This window comes from Mesorhizobium sp. M7A.F.Ca.MR.148.00.0.0 (assembly GCF_003997735.1).
Lineage (GTDB): Bacteria > Pseudomonadota > Alphaproteobacteria > Rhizobiales > Rhizobiaceae > Mesorhizobium.
The window spans coordinates 34,754-55,027 of record NZ_RZTB01000005.1; the positions used below are offsets into that span (position 1 = coordinate 34,754).

General features: G+C 63.2%; 16 protein-coding genes. 6 read left to right on the top strand and 10 right to left on the bottom strand.

Annotated elements, in window-relative coordinates; genetic code table 11:
• Nucleotides 1-75: 75 nt before the first annotated feature.
• On the bottom strand, nucleotides 76-1,500 hold the full coding sequence (gltX, locus tag EOB49_RS03195) for a glutamate--tRNA ligase (protein ID WP_127380120.1): 1,425 nt from the start codon (nucleotides 1,498-1,500) through the stop codon (nucleotides 76-78).
• A 102-nt stretch (nucleotides 1,501-1,602) separates the two neighbouring features.
• Between gltX and EOB49_RS03200 the strand changes: the two genes are divergently transcribed.
• Nucleotides 1,603-4,065, top strand: a complete 2,463-nt coding sequence (locus EOB49_RS03200) for a ComEC/Rec2 family competence protein (RefSeq protein ID WP_127380121.1) — start codon at nucleotides 1,603-1,605, stop codon at nucleotides 4,063-4,065.
• On the opposite strand, the gene lexA is transcribed toward EOB49_RS03200, so the two are convergent.
• The 4 genes from lexA to EOB49_RS03220 form a co-directional block, all read right to left on the bottom strand.
• Complete coding sequence (lexA, locus tag EOB49_RS03205; protein WP_127327360.1) at nucleotides 4,059-4,799, bottom strand: transcriptional repressor LexA; 741 nt, start codon at nucleotides 4,797-4,799, stop codon at nucleotides 4,059-4,061. The genes EOB49_RS03200 and lexA overlap by 7 nt on opposite strands.
• A gap of 409 nt (nucleotides 4,800-5,208) precedes the next feature.
• On the bottom strand, nucleotides 5,209-6,456 hold the full coding sequence (kynU, locus tag EOB49_RS03210; protein ID WP_127380122.1) for a kynureninase: 1,248 nt from the start codon (nucleotides 6,454-6,456) through the stop codon (nucleotides 5,209-5,211).
• 71 nt (nucleotides 6,457-6,527) lie between these two features.
• Nucleotides 6,528-7,364: a tryptophan 2,3-dioxygenase gene (kynA, locus tag EOB49_RS03215; protein WP_127380123.1), complete on the bottom strand. Its 837-nt coding sequence runs from the start codon at nucleotides 7,362-7,364 to the stop codon at nucleotides 6,528-6,530.
• Nucleotides 7,361-8,986: an AMP-binding protein gene (locus EOB49_RS03220; RefSeq protein WP_127380124.1), complete on the bottom strand. Its 1,626-nt coding sequence runs from the start codon at nucleotides 8,984-8,986 to the stop codon at nucleotides 7,361-7,363. Before EOB49_RS03220 ends, kynA begins: the two co-directional genes overlap by 4 nt.
• A 311-nt stretch (nucleotides 8,987-9,297) precedes the next feature.
• Here EOB49_RS03220 and EOB49_RS03225 point away from each other — a divergent pair, with 311 nt between their 5' ends.
• Complete coding sequence (locus EOB49_RS03225; protein WP_127322492.1) at nucleotides 9,298-10,128, top strand: alpha/beta hydrolase; 831 nt, start codon at nucleotides 9,298-9,300, stop codon at nucleotides 10,126-10,128.
• A 49-nt stretch (nucleotides 10,129-10,177) separates the two neighbouring features.
• Here the strand turns inward: EOB49_RS03225 and glp are convergent, their stop codons facing one another.
• From glp to EOB49_RS03250, 5 genes are read right to left on the bottom strand one after another with little or no spacing between them, the layout of a single operon-like run.
• Nucleotides 10,178-11,383 (bottom strand): gephyrin-like molybdotransferase Glp, encoded by a 1,206-nt coding sequence (gene glp, locus EOB49_RS03230; protein WP_127272192.1) that lies wholly within the window; start codon nucleotides 11,381-11,383, stop codon nucleotides 10,178-10,180.
• Entirely contained in the window at nucleotides 11,383-11,865 is a 483-nt protein-coding gene (moaC, locus tag EOB49_RS03235) for a cyclic pyranopterin monophosphate synthase MoaC (RefSeq protein ID WP_127271357.1), read from the bottom strand. Before moaC ends, glp begins: the two co-directional genes overlap by 1 nt.
• Nucleotides 11,866-11,867: 2 nt before the next feature.
• Nucleotides 11,868-12,680, bottom strand: coding sequence for an indole-3-glycerol phosphate synthase TrpC (trpC, locus tag EOB49_RS03240; protein ID WP_127380125.1), 813 nt, complete (start codon nucleotides 12,678-12,680; stop codon nucleotides 11,868-11,870).
• Between the two features lie 10 nt (nucleotides 12,681-12,690).
• Nucleotides 12,691-13,701, bottom strand: a complete 1,011-nt coding sequence (gene trpD, locus EOB49_RS03245) for an anthranilate phosphoribosyltransferase (RefSeq protein ID WP_127380126.1) — start codon at nucleotides 13,699-13,701, stop codon at nucleotides 12,691-12,693.
• Nucleotides 13,698-15,590, bottom strand: coding sequence for a SurA N-terminal domain-containing protein (locus EOB49_RS03250; protein ID WP_127380127.1), 1,893 nt, complete (start codon nucleotides 15,588-15,590; stop codon nucleotides 13,698-13,700). The genes trpD and EOB49_RS03250 overlap by 4 nt, the downstream gene beginning before the upstream one ends.
• Before the next feature lie 145 nt (nucleotides 15,591-15,735).
• Here EOB49_RS03250 and tpiA point away from each other — a divergent pair, with 145 nt between their 5' ends.
• From tpiA to EOB49_RS03270, 4 genes are all read left to right on the top strand, one after another.
• Nucleotides 15,736-16,503, top strand: coding sequence for a triose-phosphate isomerase (tpiA, locus tag EOB49_RS03255; protein ID WP_127380128.1), 768 nt, complete (start codon nucleotides 15,736-15,738; stop codon nucleotides 16,501-16,503).
• 170 nt (nucleotides 16,504-16,673) lie between these two features.
• On the top strand, nucleotides 16,674-17,144 hold the full coding sequence (gene secG / locus EOB49_RS03260) for a preprotein translocase subunit SecG (protein ID WP_127268768.1): 471 nt from the start codon (nucleotides 16,674-16,676) through the stop codon (nucleotides 17,142-17,144).
• A gap of 211 nt (nucleotides 17,145-17,355) precedes the next feature.
• A complete protein-coding gene (locus tag EOB49_RS03265) occupies nucleotides 17,356-18,483 on the top strand; it encodes a L,D-transpeptidase (protein WP_127327369.1) in 1,128 nt (375 codons plus the stop codon).
• A gap of 146 nt (nucleotides 18,484-18,629) precedes the next feature.
• Nucleotides 18,630-20,258, top strand: coding sequence for a CTP synthase (locus EOB49_RS03270; RefSeq protein ID WP_164781575.1), 1,629 nt, complete (start codon nucleotides 18,630-18,632; stop codon nucleotides 20,256-20,258).
• The last annotated feature ends 16 nt before the right edge of the window (nucleotides 20,259-20,274 follow it).

The window sequence follows — 20,274 nt, forward strand, 5'->3', positions numbered from 1 at the left end:
CCAGATTGGGCCAAGGCCTAATGTTGCACTGCGAAACCCGCCTTTCAATGCCAATCTTCTTGGGCCAGTTTGCTCCTAATCGATTTGATCTGAGATGCGCGCCAGGCTTTCCTCGCGGCCGAGCACGGCGAGCACATCGAACACGCCCGGCGAGGTGCTTTTGCCGGTCAACGCAGCGCGCAAAGGCTGGGCCACCGCGCCGAGCTTGTGACTGCCGGCCGCTGCCACCTCGCGTATCGCCGCCTCCGCCGAGGCGGCTGTCCAGTCACTCGCAAGCCTGTTCAAAGCTTCGTGAGCACTGCGCAGGATCTTGCGGGCATCGTCGGTAAGCAGAAGGGCCGCCTTGTCGTCGATCGGCAGGGGGCGCGTGGCGAACAGGAAGGCCGCGCCATCGACGAGCTCGACCAGCGTCTTGGCGCGCTCCTTCAGGCCCGGAAGCGCTGCCAGCAACTGCGCCTTGGTGCTGTCGTTCAGGCGCGCGGCGATCGCCGGGCCGCCTTCGAGATAGGGCAGGGTAGCGATGAAGATGTCGAACAGTTCGGCATCGCTCATGCGGCGCATATGCGCGCCGTTGATCGCCTCCAGCTTGGCGAAGTCGAAGCGCGCCGCGCCCTTGTTGACATCGCCGATATCGAACCAGGAAATCATATCCTTGATCGACATGATCTCGTCGTCGCCATGGCTCCAGCCAAGGCGCGCCAGGTAATTGAGCAGCGCCTCCGGCAGGTAGCCCATGGCGCGATAGGCCTCGACGCCAAGCGCGCCGTGCCGCTTCGACAGCTTGGCGCCATCGGCGCCGTGGATCAGCGGGATATGCGACATGGACGGCACGTTCCAGCCCATGGCGTTGTAGATCACGGTCTGGCGAGCGGCGTTGGTCAGATGATCGTCGCCGCGAATGATATGGGTGACTCCCATATCATGATCATCGACGACGACGGCATGCATGTAAGTGGGATTGCCGTCAGAACGCAGGATGATGAAGTCATCGAGATCCTTGTTGGGAAAGCGCACCTCGCCCTGGACACGGTCATGGACGATGGTCTCGCCTTCGGTCGGCGCCTTGATACGAATGGCGCCCTTAACGCCTGCGGGCGCCTCAGAGGGGTCGCGGTCGCGCCAGCGGCCGTCATAGCGGGGCGGCAGCCCCTTGGCTCTGGCGGCCTCGCGCATGGCCTCCAGTTCGGCCGGCGTGGCATAGCAATAATAGGCCTTGCCCATGCGCACGAGCTCCTCAGCCACCTCGCGGTGGCGCGGAGCACGCTCGAACTGCGACACCGGCTCGCCGTCCCAGCTCAGGCCAAGCCAGGAAAGCCCGTCGAGGATGGCAGCCGTCGCGGCTTCATTGGAGCGTTCGCGGTCGGTGTCCTCGATGCGCAGCAGCATCGTGCCGCCAGTGTGCTTCGCATACAGCCAGTTGAACAGCGCCGTGCGCGCGCCGCCTATGTGCAGATAGCCGGTGGGCGAAGGGGCAAAACGGGTGACGACCTTGTCGGACATGGAACTCTCGGAAACCATCTGAAGCGGGGTGCGGTTGCGCGGGCTTTCGCGCGCCCGGCGTTCATGTAGCATAGGGTGTCGAGGGCGCAAGGGGCAGACCCGATGGCTGGACGAGGCTGGGGCTCGGATCAGGGCGAGGACGCTGCCATCGGCGTCAGCGAACGGTCCCTGTTTGCGCCTCGGCCAGCCCCATTGCCGCCGCCATCGCCCCTTGTGCCGGATCCCGGCAAGGCGCCCTTGCAAGCGGATGTCGCCGCCTCTGTTCCTGTTGCCGAAACCGGCAGGATCGTTCGCGTGCGCCGGCAAATCAGCCTGACATCACTGCCTCGCCTGCGTCACAGCGTGAACACGGCGGCGAGCCTGGAACTCGACCGGGGCGTGGCCTTCCTGCTGGTGCCGGTCTGCCTGGCGATCGGAGCGATCGGCTATTTTTCGCTGACGGCTGAACCCGACTTTGCGAGACCTGTCGCGGTTGTCATCTTGACGGGGATCTGTGCGCTGGTCTCGCGCTCATGGCCAAAGACCCATCTGTGTTTCATGGCGGCGCTTTTGTGCGCCCTAGGACTGCTTGCTGCCAAGGTCGAGACGTGGCGTGCGGGCACACAAATGTTGGGCTCGGAAATCTCGACGCAGGTGACCGGCCGCGTCGTCTCGCTCGACCGGATGGAAACTGGCCGTATCCGGCTGACCATCGACGTGACATCGACCGCAAGACCGAAACTGCGCTATGCGCCGGAACGGGTGCGGCTTTCGGCACGCAAGATCCCGGCTGACGTGACCGCAGGCTCCCTCATCACTGGATATGCCAAGCTTTTGCCGCCGACTGGGCCGGTGCGGCCGGACAGCTATGATTTCTCCTTCGACAGCTATTTTGCCGGCATCGGCGGCAGCGGGTTCTTTCTCGGCAACCCAAAGCTTGTCGTCAGCGATGGTGGCGACATGCCGCTGCCGGCCCGAATTTCCTCTAGCGTGGAAAATGCCCGCGAGGCCATCGCCGACCATATCAGGGCGAGCGTCGGCGGCGCCGAAGGCGAGATCGCCGCGGCGCTGATCGTCGGCGTGCGCGCCGGCATTCCCGATGACATCAATGAGGCGATGCGACGTACCGGCATCTACCACATCATCTCGATTTCGGGACTGCACATGGCGCTGGTCGCAGGCACCATCATGGGCTTGCTGCGCGGCGCCTTCGCGTTGTTTCCCGACTTTTCCGCGCGTCGCCCGGTCAAGAAGTATGCCGCCGTCGCCGCACTGTTCTCGATCGCGGCCTATCTCATCATCTCTGGAGTCGTCGTTGCCGCCGAGCGCAGCTTCATCATGCTGGCGGTGATGCTGATTGCCGTGCTGTTCGATCGAGCAGCACTCACCATGCGCAATCTGGCGATCTCGGCGATCGCCGTCATCGTGGTGTCGCCGCATGAGGTGGTCGGCCCGAGTTTTCAGATGTCGTTCGCCGCGACCGCGGCTCTGGTCGGCGCCTATGCCGGCTGGGCCGATCACCGCGCGGGAAAAGCAAGACCGCCGCCCCCAAAGCGATCCATGCCCGGTTTCCTGACGCGAAAGTTCGTGCTCGCGGCAACCGGCCTTGCCATGACCTCCATCATCGCCGGCAGCGCCACGACGCTGTTTGCCATCTGGCATTTTCAGCGTGTGTCGCCGCTCAGCCTGTTCGCCAATCTGGCGGTTATGCCGATCGTCACCGTCGTCATGTTCCTGGCTGTCGCAAGCGCGCTGCTGATGCCTTTCGGATTGGATTGGCCGGCCCTCTACCTGATGGGCAAGGGTCTGACGGTGATGATCGCCATATCGGGTTGGATCTCCGAACGTTCGCCTGTCGATGGGGTTGGGCTGATTTCGCAGCAATCTGTCCTGCTGGTGACAATTGCCCTGGTCATCGCGACGATGGCGACAACTTGGCTGCGGCTCGCTGCTCTGCCATTCGCGCTGGCAGGCTTGCTGACCGTCTCGGATACGCGCACGCCGGATGTGCTGATCTCGGAAGACGCCCGGCTGGTGGCGTTGCCGATCGGTGGCGGCGAGCTTGCCGTCAGCCGGGAACGGCCGAACGAATTCACCGTCGACAACTGGAAACGCGCCCTGACATCAGAAACCATCGTCGTGCCAGAGGTGTTCGACAAGAGCGATGGGCAATTCGACGTCGCGGACGCCGTTGAGCTACCGCCGGGATCGCCGTTCTATTGCTCCTCAGGCGTTTGCGTGGCCAGGCATATGTCCGGTGCGATCATTGCCTATGTCGAGGACCGCAAGGACACCTGGAAAGCCTGCGGCTTCGCCGAGCTGATCGTCATCAATGACGCCACCGCCTATGACGCCTGTCACAATCCGCTGGTTCTCGTCATCACCAAGCGGCAACTGGCTCGCAAAGGCAGTGCCGCGGTCTTCTTCGATCGCCAATCGGCGACCACGCCGGCGACAATCAGCTTCGCGGTGAACAGCCCATATCGGCCCTGGCACACGCAACGCAAATACTCTCGTGAGGCGAGGGGGCTGGCACCCTTCAAGAAACCCGAGAAGCCAGCGGCCAACCCGCAGCCGCCTCAGTAGCGGCGGATGAGGCCGACGAGCTTGCCTTGCACCTTGACCCTGTCTGGGCCGAAAATACGGGTTTCATAGGCCGGATTGGCGGCTTCGAGAGCAATCGAAGCGCCCTTGCGGCGGAACCGCTTCAGCGTCGCTTCCTCTTGATCGACCAGCGCCACGATGATCTCGCCGGGGTTCGCCGTGTCGGCATTGCGGATGATGACGGTGTCGCCGTCGAAGATACCGGCCTCGATCATCGAGTCGCCCTTGACCTCCAGCGCATAGTGGGCGCCGCCCATGATCATGTCCGGCGGCACCGAGATCGAATGCGTCTGATGCTGGATGGCATCGATCGGCACACCGGCGGCGATACGGCCCATCACCGGTATCGACACGGCGGAGACCGCATCGTCATCATTGCCGGGCGAGGGCATCCGCGAAGGCGCCGGCTTGATCTGCCGGCCAAGAGCACCACCCTGACCGAGACTGCCCTGGATGACGCTTGGCGAAAACTTCTTTGCCGCGTTGAGGCCGGGCGCGATCGAGTCCGGCAATCGCAGCACTTCCAGCGCGCGTGCCCGGTTGGGCAACCGGCGAATAAAGCCGCGCTCCTCAAGTGCGGTGATCAGCCGATGAATCCCGGATTTGGAGGCAAGGTCGAGCGCCTCCTTCATCTCGTCGAAGGATGGCGGAATGCCGCTCTCCTTCAGGCGTTCATGGATGAACATCAGCAGTTCATGTTGCTTGCGTGTCAGCATGGCGGCCCCCAGATTACCTGAAACCAGAATCGAAAAACAAACCCAGAACAAACACTATCTGTTCCAGTTGTGTTCTGCAACCGTTTAAAGTTTAATGAATTTGTTAAGGCTGCTGAAATTATTTCGGCTTGCCAGCGGGTCGCGATCGACAGGCGCCAACCACGGCAATGCGCCTGCTCACATTGAAACCATTATGGTTAATGACCTGTGGCTCATCCTCGACCCAAGGCTTGGCATCATCTGCCGATCGACCGCCACAAGGGACGCTATCAATCTTCGGGACGTTCGTTTGCCGTGAACGAAACGGAGCCAAAACGCCAACGTCTGTTGGCATTTGTGGCTGGAATTCAGCCCTCCGTCATCTGCCGGGCAGTGAGGGCGGCGACGGCAAATCGCGGAGATCGTTGCGTCAGGTAACGGCTTCCTTGACGGCGAAACGCTGGTCCTTCCATGCGCCCGTGCGCAGAATGTCTTCTAGCACTTGAACCGCCAGCCACACATCCTTGTAGCCGACATAGAGCGGCGTGAAGCCGAAACGGATGGTCGATGGCGCGCGAAAATCACCGATGACGCCGCGCTCGATCAGCGCCCGCATGATTTGATAGCCGTGATCGTGAAGGAACGACACCTGGCTGCCGCGCCTGGTCGCGTCGCGGGTGGTCTCCAGCGTGAGGCCATAGGCGCCGCACTTTGCTTCGACGAGCTGGATGAACAGTTCCGTCAGCGCGACGCTCTTTTTTCGCAATGCCGCCATGTCGACGTCGTTCCAGATAACAAGCGCGCCTTTGAGCGCCCGCATCGACAGGACAGGCTGGGTGCCGCACAGAAAGCGGCGGATACCGGTGCCGGCAACATACCCCCGTTCGAAGGCAAAGGGCCGCGCATGGCCCCACCAGCCGCTGAGCGGCTGGCTGATATCGCCGTGATGGCGCTGCGCGGCATAGATGAAGGCCGGTGCGCCCGGACCGCCGTTGAGGTACTTGTAAGTGCAGCCGATGGCGAAATCGGCATTTGCGTGATCGAGCTCGACGGGCAGGGCGCCGGCGGTGTGGCATAGATCCCAGACGATCAGCGCTCCGGCCGCATGAGCCTTGCGCGTCAGCGCCGCCATGTCGCGCAGTTCACCCGATTTGTAGTTGACGTGGTTGACCAGCACCACCGCGACGTTTTCGTCGATCAGCTCTTCGATGGTGGGCGCGTCGACGCCCGCGAGGCGCAGCAGGACGCCGTCCCGTGTCGAGGCCACCCCTTCGGCGATGTACAGGTCGGTGGGGAAACTGTCACCCTCGGCGACGATGACCGACCGGCCCGGCCGCATCTCCAGCGCCGCATGCAGCACCTTGTAGATGTTGGTCGACGTCGTGTCGCAGACGACGGTCTGGCCGGCCGCGGCTCCAATCAGGCGCCCGAGTTGATCGCCGAGTTCGATCGGCATCTCGAACCATCCGGCCGTATTCCAGGCTCGGATGAGATCCTGGGCCCATTCCTGGGTTGCCGCCTGCTGCAGCTCGCCGAAAACGGCATGAGACGCTGCCCCCAGTGAATTGCCGTCGAGATAGATCACCCCCTCCGGCAGAATGAAACGGTCGCGCATGGCCCGCAGCGGATCTGTGGCATCCATCGCTTCGACTGCGGCGAGATCAGGAAATCCACTCATGGTCAGTCAGTCCCCGGTTGTTCGCGAAGGGTGTTCCGCCGCCGCGCGTCGCTGTTTTCATTTCGACGATGTCAGAGCCGGGTGCGGACCGTCCACAGCTCCGGGAACAGCACCACCTCGAGCATCTTCTTCAGATACGAAGCACCCGACGTGCCGCCGGTGCCGCGTTTCAGACCGATGATGCGCTCAACCGTGGTGACGTGGTTGAAGCGCCAGCGGCGGAAATAATCCTCGAAGTCGACCAGCTTCTCTGCCAGTTCGTAGAACATCCAGTAGCGCTGCGGATCGCGATAGATCGTCTGCCAGGCGACCAGCACCTCTTCGTTCTCGGTTCGCGTCTCACGCCAGTCCGTGCGCCTGGCATCGGCACCGATGTCGAATCCGTTGCGCGCAAGCAGCAGCAGCGCTTCGTCGTAGAGCGATGGTTCGGTCAGGATCGCTTCCAGCTTTCCGCTCAGGTCGGGCCGGTGCTTGTGCGGCCCGAGCATTGCCAAGTTTCGGTTGCCGGCCATGAACTCGATGGCGCGATACTGCCAGGACTGAAAACCCGAGGACTGGCCCAGCGCGTCGCGGAACTCGGTGTATTCGCTCGGCGTCATCGTCCGCAGCACATCCCAGGCACTGTTCAGCTGCTCGAAGATCCGCGCAACGCGCGACAGCATCTTGAAGCTCGGCTCGAGCCGGTCGGCGCGGATGGAACGGATCGCGGCGCCGATCTCGTGCAGAGCGAGCTTCATCCAGAGTTCGGAGGTCTGATGCTGGATGATGAACAGCATCTCGTCATGCGCCGATGACAGCGGCGTCTGGGCCTCCAGCACTTTCTCCAGGTGCAGGTAGTCGCTGTAGGACATGCGCTCCTTGAACGACATCTGGGCGCCTTCGGACGCCGGATCGTATGGCTCGCTCAATCGATTTTCTCCGTGCGCAGCCGGAAGCGCTGGATCTTGCCGGTCTGGGTCTTGGGCAGGGCGGCGATGAATTTTACCGATCGCGGATATTTATAGGGCGCGATCATTGCCTTGACATGGTCCTGCAGGCGCTTGGTGGTGAGGGCGTCGGGCGCGACGCCCTGCACCAGCACGACATGCGCCTCGACGATCTGGCCGCGCTCGGCGTCCTCGGCGCCAATGACAGCGCATTCGGCGACGTCCGGGTGCGCCAGCAGCGCCGCCTCGACCTCGGGACCGGCGATGTTGTAGCCGGCGCTGACGATCATGTCGTCGGAGCGTGCGGCGAAATGGAAAAAGCCGTCCTCGTCCTGCGTGAAGGTATCGCCGGTGAGGTTCCAGCCGTCGCGCACGTATTCCTTCTGCCTGTCATCGGCCATGTAGCGGCAGCCGGTCGGTCCGCGCACCGCAAGCCTGCCGGTCGCGCCGCGTGGCACCTCGCGCATCTCGTCATCGACGACGCGCGCCTCGTAGCCGCCCACCGGCTTTCCGGTCGACGCGGGCTTCATGTCGTCAAAACGGTTGGAGATGAAGATGTGCAGCATCTCGGTGGCTCCGATGCCGTCGAGGATCGGCTTTCCGGTCTTTTGTGTCCACTCTTCGAAAACGGGAGCAGGCAAGGTTTCGCCGGCCGAAACGGCGACGCGCAGCGATGACAGGTCCGCTCCTTCATCCATGGCCTTCAGCATGGCGCGGTAGGCAGTCGGCGCGGTGAAAGAGATCGTCGCTTTGTAGGTCTCGATGATGTGGATCATGTTGGGTGGCGTCGCCTGCTCCAGCAGCGTCGCCGCCGCACCGAAGCGCAGCGGGAAGATGGCGAGTCCGCCAAGGCCGAAGGTGAAGGCCAGCGGCGGCGAGCCGACGAAGATGTCGTCCGGCGTCACCTCCAGGATTTCGCGGGCGTAGGCGTCGGCGATGATCAGCAGGTCGCGGTGGAAATGCATCGTCGCCTTCGGAACGCCTGTTGTGCCCGAGGTGAAGCCGAGCAGGGCAACATCGTCGCGGCCGGTGTCGACTGCGGTGAACGTCACCGGCTTGTCGAGAGCGGCACGATCGAGTTCAGCATCATGGTTGGCGGTGCCGTCGAAACCGATGACCTGCTTGAGGAATGCGCTGTCCTTGGCGCAGGCGGTCATCTCGTCCATCAGCCTGGTGTCGCAGAGCGCGACGGTGATTTCCGCTTTGTCGACGATCTTGGCGAGTTCGCCGGCGCGCAGCATCGGCATGGTGTTGACGACCACGGCGCCAACCTTGGTGGCGGCCAGCCAGCAGGCGACCATTGCGGGGTTGTTGGCCGAACGGATCAGCACCCGGTTGCCGGGCTCGACCCCATAATTCTCGACCAGCGCGTGGGCCAGCCTGTTCGTCCAGTCGGACAGTTCCTTGTAGGTGCGGCGGCGGCCATTGCCGATCAGCGCGGTGTGGTCGCCCAGGCCTTTCTCGACCAGCCTGTCGGTCAGTTCGACACCGGCGTTGAGGCGTTCGGGATAGTCGAAGCCGTCGAGCAGGATTTCAGGCCATTGCTCCGGCGGCGGCAGGTGATCGCGCGTGAACGTGTCGATATGCGCTGAAGGCCCAAGCATGTCGCCGCTCTCCCGTCTGCTGCCTGGCCAGTGCGCGATGCGCCTTGGCCGGATGTCGTGGATCCTAAGGTCCTGCTCTGAGGAGGCTTCGTACTGCCCATCGCACCTGCTGAGATGCGCCCAGAAAGGGTGAACATCTGCAGGTTCGGGCAGCACAGCAGACCTCCCATTGTCGGCTGTTCGTGCGGGCAGGATCGCACCAGTCGAAATTTGTTTCAAGCCTAAAATGTTTTTGCCCTAGAGCATTGACGCATGGCGTGGCGGTGGCCATTGCTAGCGGAACAGCGATGCCGTTTTTGGGGAGGGCACAGATGTTCGAACGTCACATCGTCGATTGGGATGATGCCTATGCCAACGGTGCGAATATCGCCGGCAGCGACCGATGGCCGGCCGCGTGGGTGGAGCCTGCGCAAGCGTTTCGTGACGCACTCTCGGCGCAGGGCCGGGCACGGCTCGACATCACCTATGGCGATGGGCGACGCAATCGGCTCGATCTCTTCCTCCCCAGCGCCACGCCCAAAGGGTTGGTGGTGTTCATCCATGGCGGTTACTGGAAGGCGTTCGACAAGAGTTTCTGGTCGCATCTCGCCAATGGTGCGGTCAGCAGCGGCTTTGCCGTGGCGATGCCGTCCTACACGCTGTGCCCGGACTTACGCATCGCCGGCATCGTCCAGGAGATCGGCGTGGCGATCGGCAAGGCGGCGGCAATGGTCGACGGGCCGCTGATGCTGACCGGACATTCGGCCGGCGGCCATCTTGCCAGCCGGATGGTGACGACAACCACGCCTCTGGCGGACGATGTGGCGCGGCGCGTGCGCCATGTCGTTTCGATTTCGGGTGTCCACGATCTGCGTCCGATCATGCGCACCGAGATGAACGCGACTCTGGCCATCGACGAGGCCGAGGCGTTGGCGGAAAGCCCGGCACTGTTGCGGCCCATGGATGGTGTCCGCATCACCTGTTGGGCCGGTGGTGGCGAGCGCGCCGAGTTCCTGCGTCAGAACGCCTTGCTTGCCAACATCTGGACGGGCCTCGGTGCTGCAACCAGCACCGTGGTCGAGCCCGACCGGCATCATTTCAGCATTGTCGACGGCCTTGCCGATCCGGCCCACCCACTGAGCCGCGCCTTGATATCGGGCTAGCGCCGAGATCATTTTCCAATTTGTTATTAATGGTTTGTCTTGCTATGCTTCAACGCAGCATCAACACGCTGCAGGCCTCGCCCGCAGCCGCTGCGGGGGCAAACGGCGCCCGCACGATCAGCCCGTTGGCGTCGGCCAGCATTCTCAGCATCGACGAATCCTGGATGCCGAACGGGGTTGCCACCAGAGCTCCGTCATCTTCCCGGACCACCGCCCGCACATAGTCCTGGCGCAGATCATTGGCCGGCATGGCGGCACCCAACCGCGCCGGACGAATGTCCTGGCGATGATTGCGGCCGCCGAGCCGCGCCAGCAGCGGCTTCAGGAACAATTGCGAGCAGACCAGGCTTGCCACCGGATTGCCGGGCAGGCCGATGCACCTGATATCGCCGAGGCGGCCGAACATCAGCGGCTTGCCAGGACGCATGGCGATCTTCCAGAAGCCGAGCGTCATGCCTTCGCCGGTCAGCACGTCGTGGATCAGGTCGTGATCGCCGACCGAGGCGCCACCAAGCGTCACGATGACATCCGCACCGGCCGCGACCGCTTTTTGCACCAGTTCGGCGATAGCCTCCTTGCGATCGGCGGCAATGCCGAGATCGAGCGCGCGGGCGCCGACCGAGTGTGCGGTGGCGGCGACGCCATAGGCATTCGATGAGATGATCTGGTCCGGGCCGAGATCACTGCCCGGCGGCAGCAATTCGTCGCCGGTGGCGATAATGGCGACCAGCGGCCGTTTCACCACGCTGACCCGAGGATGGTTGGCCGATGCTGCCAGCGACAGTGCCGCCGGGTCGAGCAAGCGGCCTTTTTCCAGCAGCATGTCGCCTGTTGAAAAATCGAGCCCGATGCGGCGGATATTGCGCCATTGCGCCGTTGGCTCGGTCACTTCGATTTCGCCGCCGCCGAGATCGCGGACATTCTCCTGGATGACGATGGTGTCGGCGCCTTCGGGCAGCGGCGCGCCGGTGAAGATGCGCACGGCCTGCGTCTGGCCGACCGTGCCGTCGAAGCCACGCCCAGCCGGCGCCATGCCGATCACCGACAGCCTGGATGGGACCGACGTGACGTCGGCGGCGCGCGCTGCATAGCCGTCCATGGCGGAAGCATTGAAAGGCGGCTGGGTGCGAAGTGCTACGACCGGTTCCGCCAGAACACGATCCACAGCCTCGAACAGGGGAACGCTTTCGCCGGCTAGAGGCGCCGCGCCATCAAGCAGGCGTTCAAGCGCCTCCGCGATAGGAACCAGCGCCATCAGGCGCTCGCCTTGTAGTCACCCGACTTGCCACCGGTCTTTTCGACTAGGCGGATGCCGGTGATGACCATGGCGCGGTCTACTGCTTTGGCCATGTCGTAGATGGTCAGGCAGGCGACCGAGGCAGCCGTCAGCGCTTCCATCTCGACACCCGTCTTGCCGGTGACGCGCGCCAGTGCGGTGACCTTCAGGCCCGGCAAAGCATGGTCGGGCTCGATGTCGACGGAAACCTTGGTCAAAAGCAGCGGGTGGCAGAGCGGGATCAGTTCATGCGTCTTCTTCGCCGCCATGATACCGGCGATGCGCGCAGTGCCGAGCACATCGCCCTTCTTGGCGTTGCCGGCGAGGATCATCTTCAGCGTCTCGGGCTGCATCGCGACAAAGCCTTCGGCGATCGCCGTGCGCGTTGTTTCGTCCTTGTCGCCGACGTCGACCATGTTGGCCTCGCCCTGCGCGCCGAGATGGGTAAGGCCCGATACCATCGTCAGATGGCCTCGGCCAAAGCCTTGCCTGTCAGAAGCAGGCGCGTCGCCGCGGTGACGTCCTGTTGCCGCATCAGGCTCTCGCCGACAAGAAAAGTGCCGATGTCGCTCTTTTGCAGCCTGAGGCAGTCGTCATGCGAGAAAATACCGCTCTCGCTGACCAGCAAGCGGTCGGCCGGAACCATCGTCGCCAGCCGCATGGAAGTGTCGAGGCTGGTCTCGAATGTGCGCAGATTGCGGTTGTTGATGCCGATCAGCCGCGACGACAGTTTTAGCGCGCGCTGCGTCTCGGTCTCGTCGTGCACTTCGACCAGTGCATCCATGCCGAGTTCGAAGGCCGTCGCCTCGAGCTCGCTGGCCAGGACGTCGTCGACACTGGCCATGATGATCAGGATGGCATCCGCGCCCCAGGCGCGGGCTTCGTAGACCTGATACGGATCGAACAGGAAATCCTTGCGCAGCGCCGGCAGCGCGACGGCGGCTCGCGCCCGGGTGAGAAATTCGGGCGCACCCTGGAAGGACGGTGCATCGGTCAGCACCGAAAGACAGGCAGCACCACCCTTGGCATAGGCCTGCGCCAGCGCCGGTGGATCGAAATCGGCACGGATCAGACCCTTGGAAGGGCTCGCCTTCTTGATCTCGGCGATTAGCGCGAAGGCGCCGGATTTGCGCTTCGCTTCCAGTGCGGCAAGAAAGCCGCGCGGTGCGTCGGCGTCTTTTGCCCGGGCCTTGATTTCGGCCAACGGCACGCGTGCCTTTGCTGCCGCGATCTCGTCGCGCTTGTAGGCCTCGATCTTGCGAAGAATGTCAGACACGCTCTATCCGTTATCCGCTCGAAATCTCGACCAGCCTGTCGAGCACTTGCAGGGCACGGCCGCTATCGATGGCTTGCGCCGCCGCCGCGATGCCGTCGCCAAGCGTCGTCGCCTTGCCGGCCACAACCAGTCCGGCACCGGCGTTCATCAGCACGGTGTCGCGATAGGCGCCGGCGGCGCCGCCCAGCATATCGCGCAAGGCCTTGGCGTTGTAGTCCGCATCGCCGCCACGCAATTCGTCCTTGCTGTGGCGCGGCAACCCAACCGCTTCAGGCGTCAGGGTGAAGCTGCGGATCTCGCCGCCGATCACTTCGGCAACCTGCGTCTCGCCGGTGGTGGTGATCTCGTCATAGCCGTCGCCATGGGCAACCCAGACATGCTCGGCACCCAGCGCCTTCAGCGTCTCGGCAACCGGCAGGATCCATTCCGGCAGGAACACACCGACCAGCTGCCGCTTGACGCCGGCCGGATTGGAGAGCGGCCCGAGCAGGTTGAATATGGTGCGGGTGCCGAGTTCGACGCGAGTCGGGCCGACATGCTTCATCGCCGGATGGTGCGCAGGCGCGAACATGAAGCCAACGCCTGCCTCGTGGATGCAGCGGCCGATGAATTCGGGCGAGATGTCGATCTTGACGCCGAGCGCAACCAGCACGTCGGCTGCCCCCGTCAGCGATGAAAGGCCGCGATTGCCGTGTTTGGCAACCGGCACGCCGCTGCCGGCAACGACGAAGGCCGATGCCGTCGAAATGTTGACGCTGTGAGAATTGTCGCCGCCGGTGCCGACGATGTCGATGGCGTCGGTGGGCGCGTCGACGTGCAGCATCTTGCCCCGCATGGTTGCGACGGCGCCTGAAATCTCGCTCACCGTCTCGCCGCGCACACGCAGCGCCATCAGGAAACCGCCGATCTGGCCGGGGGTTGCGTCACCCGACATGATGATGTCGAAGGCCTCGCGCGCTTCCTCGAAGGAAAGCGCGCTACCGGTCGCGATCTTGGCGATATGGGTTTTCAGCGCGCTCATCTTGTCGAGGCTTGGGCGACGGCGGCCTGGTCGATGCGAACGTCGTACTGCGTCTGCAACTGCGCCACCAACTGGTCGAGCAGGTCATCCGACATGCCGGAGGTGAAGGATTTCTGCGCGTCGTCCGGCACCGAACTGGCATCGGCTCCGGCGGGCTCGAACACTTCGGCGACCTTGTACAGGATCTGCCCGTCTCCGGTGGGTGAGGGGATCAGGCCGGTGCCGCCTTCGCCGACACCGAACATCGCTGCCGCACCCTCCTTACCGAAGTCGACATCGTCAGCCTCACGCTTGACACCGCGCTTGGTCTGCTTTTCGAGCTTCAGTTCGCTGGCGATGACATCGAGCGTTGCGCCGGCCTTGAGCCGCTTTTCCAGTTCGTCAGCCTTGGCGGCCAGCCGCTTGCTTATTTCCGCCGCCGTCCAGTCGGCGACGACTTTCTGACGAACCTCATCCAGCGTGCGGTCGCGAGCCGGCGTGATGGACGCCACCTCATAGAAGACGAAGCCGTTGTCGGCTGTGGTCAAGGCATCGTTTTCCGTGTTGGGTTCGGCGTCGAAGACGGCTTTGATCAGCTCCGGCGATTGCGGCAGGTCCTTGACGATGGTTGCATCTGGCCGCAGTCCACTACGATCGATGGCGTCGATGGTGACGACCTTCAGCTTCAGCTTGGCCGCGGCCTCCGCCAGCGAACTGCCGGCGGCGCGGGTGTCATCGTAATTGTCGCGCACGTCCAGAAGGATGCGACTTGCCTCGCCCAGCGCCAGATCCTTGCGGATCTGATCGGACACCTCGGCCAGTGGCTTCACCACCTCGGGCTTGATCTCGGTGACGCGCAGCAGCACCGGACCGAAGGCGCCTTGCACGACCTGACTGACTTCATTGGCGTTGAGCGAAAAGGCCGCGTCGGCGACCGCCTTGTCGGCGATCTTGTCCTTGGCAAGCGTGCCGAGCAACGTATCGGCCGGCATCTTGCCTTCCGCCGTGACAAGCTTGTCGAAAGTGGCGCCGGCCTTAAGCGAATCGAGTGCGGCCTTGGCCGCATCCGGCGTCTTGAACACGAGCTGCTCGACGGTGCGCAGTTCCGGCGTGGTGTAACGCGCCTTGTTCTTGTTGTAGTCGTCGCTGACCTGGCTGTCGGTGACGGCGGTCGTATCCATGATGTCGACGGGTTCGAGGCGGACATAGGAAAATTTGCGGTATTCGGGTGCCGCATATGTCTTCTTGTTGGCTTCGAAATAGGCCGAGAGCACGCTATCGGACGGCGCCGCGATCGGCTCGACCAGTGCCTTGGGCAGCGTCAAATAGTCGATGGTGCGGTCTTCGCCGCGATAGAGCGCAACCGCCTTGAAGAAAGTGTCCGGAGCCTTGAGGCCATCCGAGACCGCCTCGACAATTTGCTGGCGCACGGCCACCTGGGCACGGTTCTTCAAATAGTCCTCGGGCCGCATGCCGATCTGCTGCAGCATATATTCGAACGTTCTGCGGTCGAACTGGCCGCCCGGGCCCTTGAAGGCTGGGTCCTCGCGTGTCAACTCGGCCAGCCGATCCTTGGAAAGTCCGAGGCCCAGCTTGCGGGCCTGTTCGTCGAGAACGGCACCAGAGACGAGCTGAGCCAACACCTGGTTGTCGACGCCGAGCGCCTTTGCCTGTTCGTGGCTGAGACGTTGGCCGAACTGTTGCGACATGACGGCGAGCTGGCGATCGTAGGCGAGACGGTATTCGTTGATCGATACTCTGGTGCCGCCGGCGGTTATCACCGAATCGTGGCCGGCAAGACCGCTCATCAGCTGTCCGGAAACGCCCCAGACCAAAAAGCTGAGCACCAGCAGCACCAACAGTCCCTTCGCGACCCAGGTGCCTGCCGCGTTTCTCAATATACCAAGCATTTTTACTTCCGATTTATGCGCATTTTCGCATGCGCCGAGTCTGAAACAAGCGCAATAGCGCCCTTCCGGCCCACTGTCGATTGCTTTGTGGCCTGATTTTGGTAGTGAGGGCCAGAGCCCCGATATCATCCGGAGAAGCAAACCCATGACGCCAGGAATTCGCCCGCTCGTCGCCGGCAACTGGAAAATGAACGGCACCAGCGCCTCCCTCAACGAGCTCCGGATGATCGGCAACGGTTTCATGAGCGGACTTGACGCGGAGACCGAAGCGCTGGTTTGCGTTCCCGCAACCCTGCTTGCTCACGCCGCGGAGATCCTGTCACGCACGCCGGTGCATGCCGGCGGTGAGGATTGCCATGCCAAGGAGAGCGGCGCCTACACCGGCTGCATATCGGCGGAAATGCTCAGGGATGCCGGTGCGAGCCATGTCATCGTCGGCCATTCCGAATGCCGCGAGCAACGCGGCGAGGATGACGCCACTGTCCAGGCCAAGGCATCCGCCGCATGGCGTGCCGGGCTTGTTGCCATCATTTGCGTCGGCGAAACGCATGAACAGCGTGAAGCGGGCGCCACGCTGGACGTGCTGTCGCGGCAGGTCGATGGTTCGGTCCCGTCAAGCGCCACCCCATCCAACACCATCATTGCCTATGAGCCGGTATGGGCGATCGGCACCGGCCTGACGCCGACGGCCGGCGATGTGGCCGCAGCACATGCACATATCCGCGAAAAGCTGTCGGAAAAGCTCGGCGGCGTCGCGGCGAAGATGCGCATTCTCTACGGCGGCTCGGTCAAGCCCTCCAACGCGGTCGAACTGCTCGGCGTCAGGAATGTCGACGGCGCGCTGGTCGGCGGCGCCAGCCTGAAAGCGGCGGATTTTCTCGGCATCGCCGAGGCTTATCGCAATATTGCCTGAAGACATTCGCTCCGCCGGACAGGGCTTCCGGTGCACGAAATCGTTGCAAAGGACGGGTTGCTTCCCATATTCCGGCCACGGGCTTGGAAATGCCGTCAAAGCATTGTATTGAGCCGCCTCCAATTCACCGGTCGTGTCCGCGGCCGGGCAAGGCCTTGCCAGGATAAACTATGGAAACCGTACTGATCGTCATCCATCTCATGGTCGTACTCGCCCTTGTCGGCGTGGTGCTGCTGCAGCGTTCCGAAGGCGGCGGCCTCGGCATCGGTGGCGGATCCGGCTTCATGACCGCGCGTGGTGCTGCCAATGCCCTGACGCGTGCGACGGCGATCCTGGCGGCCGCCTTCTTCGCCACGTCACTGACACTGTCGATCGTCGCCCGCTACGGCGAGAAGCCGATCGACATCCTCGACCGCGTGCCGGCGACGTCGGATGGTGCGGGCAAAGGCGTGCTCAACCAGTTGCCCGGCACGACCACCCCGGCGCCCGCCGGCAGCACCACGCCGACGCCGCCTTCCGGCAACGACGCTGCGGCTCCGGCGACTGCCCCGGCCACGGCGCCTGCCGCCGGTTCGACGCCGCCGGCGACCAACGGCACGGCTCCCGCCGCACCGGCGACCCCGCAGGTCCCGAACCAATAGTCTTCCACGCTTGAAACCGCGATCTGTGGTCGTTTGAACACAGTCGCGGCAAATGCAGCAAGATCACGAAGATTCGACGGGGTGAGGCGGGGCCTCGCGCTTGAGGCAGCCGCGCTTATTCGACTATAGATTGCGCGCGGCATTTCCGGCGCCCTTGGGGGGCGCTGGGCGACGCCGTGGGCAACAAGCATAGAACGATCGGATCTTCGCCATGCAGCTTCGCAGCTTCATTTTCCTGGGACTTTGCGCCGCACTCGGCATGAGTTCCCCAGCCTCCGCCGGCGTGCCGGCAAATATGGCCGCTCAGCCTTCGGCTGAAACAACTTCTGCCATCAACGTCGCCGTCAAGAGCGATGCGTCGCAATTGAAGCTTCTCAAGAAGAAGAAAAACCCGACGCCCGACGACCTCGCCCAGATCAAGAAGATCGAGGCCAAGATCGTTGCCGACAAGGAAGCCGCCAAAGCCAAGGCGCTCGAAGCCAGGAAACTGGCGATGCGCGAGGCGGCCAAGGCCAAGGCCGACGCTGAACGGCAGGCGTTCCTGGCCAAGAAGGGCAAGAGCGCGCAGGCAACCCAGGTGGCCGATGCCAAGCCAGCCAAGAAGCTGGTTGCCAAGATCATCGAACCAATCGAACCGATCGCGCCGATCCAGTCGGCCGAGCCGCTTCCGGCAGAGGCGATGAACATCGCCCTGACCGGCAACAATGGCGAGTTGCGCAGCGAGGTCATCGGCCAGAAGCAGCCGAGCAGCGGCGGTTTGTTCGCCGGTCTCTTCGGCGGTAGCTCTTCCTCTTCGTCGATTTCATATCTTCCCGAGACACGGGCTCTCGACCAGGCTCTCGCCAAGAGGGAAGCCAAGAAGCAGTTCAAGGTGAAGCCGGAATTCGTGCCGCAGGACGTGGAATTCAGCGGTTACGCTGCCGGTACCATCGTTATCGACACCAGCGCGCGCCGCCTCTACCTCGTCGAATCGTCCTCCACCGCGCGCCGCTACGCCATCGCGGTCGGCCGCGACGGCCTGCAGTTCAAGGGTACGGTTGCAGTCGGTGACAAGCAGGAATGGCCGCGCTGGATCCCGACGCTGGACATGCAGAAGCGCGAGCCGAAGCATTACGGCCAGTATAAGGACGGTATGCCCGGCGGTGGCCAGAATCCGCTCGGCGCGCGCGCCATCTATCTCTATGACGGCAAAAAGGACACGCATCTGCGCATCCACGGCACCATTGCGCCGCAGTCGATCGGAACCAGCGCCTCGAATGGTTGCTTCCGCATGATCAACGAGCACGTCATGGACCTTTACAGCCGCGTCAGGGTTGGCACCAAGGTCGTCATCATCTGACGTTTTCGTCATCCTGCCGAAAGGGCCGGCTCAGCCGGCCCTTTTGTTTTGCCTTGTTCACGATCCAAGCGCCTTCTTGGGAAAAAAGCTTCGCGGCGGTTTTTTCTCTGGCGGAATCAATCCGGCCGCGTTAAGCGATGACTCCCATGGCGCGATATGTATTCATCACAGGCGGCGTGGTTTCCTCACTTGGAAAAGGCATTGCCGCAGCGGCCCTTGGGGCTCTCCTGCAGGCGCGAGGCTATCGCGCACGCATCAAAAAACTCGATCCCTACCTGAATGTCGATCCCGGCACGATGTCGCCGTATCAGCATGGCGAAGTCTTCGTCACCGACGATGGCGCGGAAACCGATCTCGATCTTGGCCATTACGAGCGCTTCACAGGCCGCTCCGCCAACCAGCAGGACAACATCACCACCGGCCGCATCTACAAGAACATCATCGAGCGCGAGCGGCGCGGCGACTATCTCGGCGCAACCGTGCAGGTCATCCCGCACGTCACCGATGAGATCAAGAATTTCGTTCTCAACGGCAATGACGACTATGATTTCGTGTTGTGCGAGATCGGCGGCACGGTCGGCGACATCGAGGCGATGCCATTCCTGGAAGCTATTCGCCAGCTCGGCAACGACCTGCCGCGCAACAACGCCGTCTACGTCCATCTGACGCTGATGCCCTACATCCCGACGGCAGGCGAGCTGAAGACCAAGCCGACTCAGCATTCGGTCAAGGAGCTGCGCGGCATCGGCATTGCGCCCGATATCCTGCTGGTCCGTGCCGACCGCGCCATTCCCAAGGAAGAGCGCAGGAAACTGTCGCTGTTTTGCAATGTGCGCGAAAGTGCCGTGATCCAGGCGCTCGACGTGCCGCATATCTACGATGTGCCGATGGCCTATCACAAGGAAGGGCTCGATTCGGAAGTGCTGGCCGCCTTCGGCATCGATCCGGCGCCGAAGCCGCGCATGGAGCCGTGGCAGGCGGTATCCAACCGCATCCACAATCCGGAAGGCGAGGTCACCATCGCTGTGGTCGGCAAGTATACCGGCCTCAAGGACGCCTACAAATCTCTGATCGAGGCGCTCTCGCATGGCGGCCTTGCCAACCACGTCAAGGTCAAGCTCGACTGGATCGAATCGGAGATCTTCGAAAAAGAGGATCCGACGCCCTGGCTGGAAAAGGTGCATGGCATCCTGGTTCCCGGCGGTTTTGGCGAGCGCGGCTCGGAAGGCAAGATCCTGGCGGCGAAGTTCGCGCGTGAGCGCAAGGTGCCGTATTTCGGCATCTGCTTCGGCATGCAGATGGCCTGCATCGAGGCGGCGCGGTCGCTGGCCGGCGTCGAACATGCGTCTTCGACCGAGTTTGGTCCGACCGAGGAACCGGTGGTCGGCCTGATGACCGAATGGCTGAAAGGCAACATGCTGGAGAAGCGCCGCGAAACCGGCGATCTCGGCGGCACGATGCGGCTCGGCGCCTATCAGGCCGAGCTCGCCAAGGGCTCCAAGATCGCCGAGATTTACGGCGACACACAGATTTTCGAGCGCCATCGCCACCGCTACGAGGTCAATGTCGACTATAAGGAGCGGCTTGAGGATTGCGGCCTGGTGTTTGCCGGCATGTCGCCCGACGGCGTGTTGCCGGAGACGGTCGAGTACCCAGACCATCCGTGGTTCATCGGCGTGCAGTATCACCCGGAACTGAAAAGCCGGCCGCTCGAGCCGCATCCGCTGTTCGCCAGTTTCATCGAGGCGGCCGTGGAGCAGAGCCGGCTGGTGTAGCGATCAGGTCGGGCGC

Bases quoted from the DNA above. Each gene is read 5' to 3' on its own strand.
- moaC (WP_127271357.1), bottom strand. From the start codon at position 11,865: ATGGTATCGGGCCTTACCCATCTCGGCGCGCAGGGCGAGGCCAACATG.
- EOB49_RS03270 (WP_164781575.1), top strand. From the start codon at position 18,630: ATGGCGCGATATGTATTCATCACAGGCGGCGTGGTTTCCTCACTTGGA.
- trpD (WP_127380126.1), bottom strand. From the start codon at position 13,701: ATGAGCGCGCTGAAAACCCATATCGCCAAGATCGCGACCGGTAGCGCG.
- EOB49_RS03250 (WP_127380127.1), bottom strand. From the start codon at position 15,590: ATGCTTGGTATATTGAGAAACGCGGCAGGCACCTGGGTCGCGAAGGGA.
- EOB49_RS03265 (WP_127327369.1), top strand. From the start codon at position 17,356: ATGCAGCTTCGCAGCTTCATTTTCCTGGGACTTTGCGCCGCACTCGGC.
- kynU (WP_127380122.1), bottom strand. From the start codon at position 6,456: ATGAGTGGATTTCCTGATCTCGCCGCAGTCGAAGCGATGGATGCCACA.
- lexA (WP_127327360.1), bottom strand. From the start codon at position 4,799: ATGCTGACACGCAAGCAACATGAACTGCTGATGTTCATCCATGAACGC.
- EOB49_RS03220 (WP_127380124.1), bottom strand. From the start codon at position 8,986: ATGCTTGGGCCTTCAGCGCATATCGACACGTTCACGCGCGATCACCTG.
- EOB49_RS03225 (WP_127322492.1), top strand. From the start codon at position 9,298: ATGTTCGAACGTCACATCGTCGATTGGGATGATGCCTATGCCAACGGT.
- EOB49_RS03200 (WP_127380121.1), top strand. From the start codon at position 1,603: ATGGCTGGACGAGGCTGGGGCTCGGATCAGGGCGAGGACGCTGCCATC.
- glp (WP_127272192.1), bottom strand. From the start codon at position 11,383: ATGGCGCTGGTTCCTATCGCGGAGGCGCTTGAACGCCTGCTTGATGGC.
- tpiA (WP_127380128.1), top strand. From the start codon at position 15,736: ATGACGCCAGGAATTCGCCCGCTCGTCGCCGGCAACTGGAAAATGAAC.
- gltX (WP_127380120.1), bottom strand. From the start codon at position 1,500: ATGTCCGACAAGGTCGTCACCCGTTTTGCCCCTTCGCCCACCGGCTAT.
- secG (WP_127268768.1), top strand. From the start codon at position 16,674: ATGGAAACCGTACTGATCGTCATCCATCTCATGGTCGTACTCGCCCTT.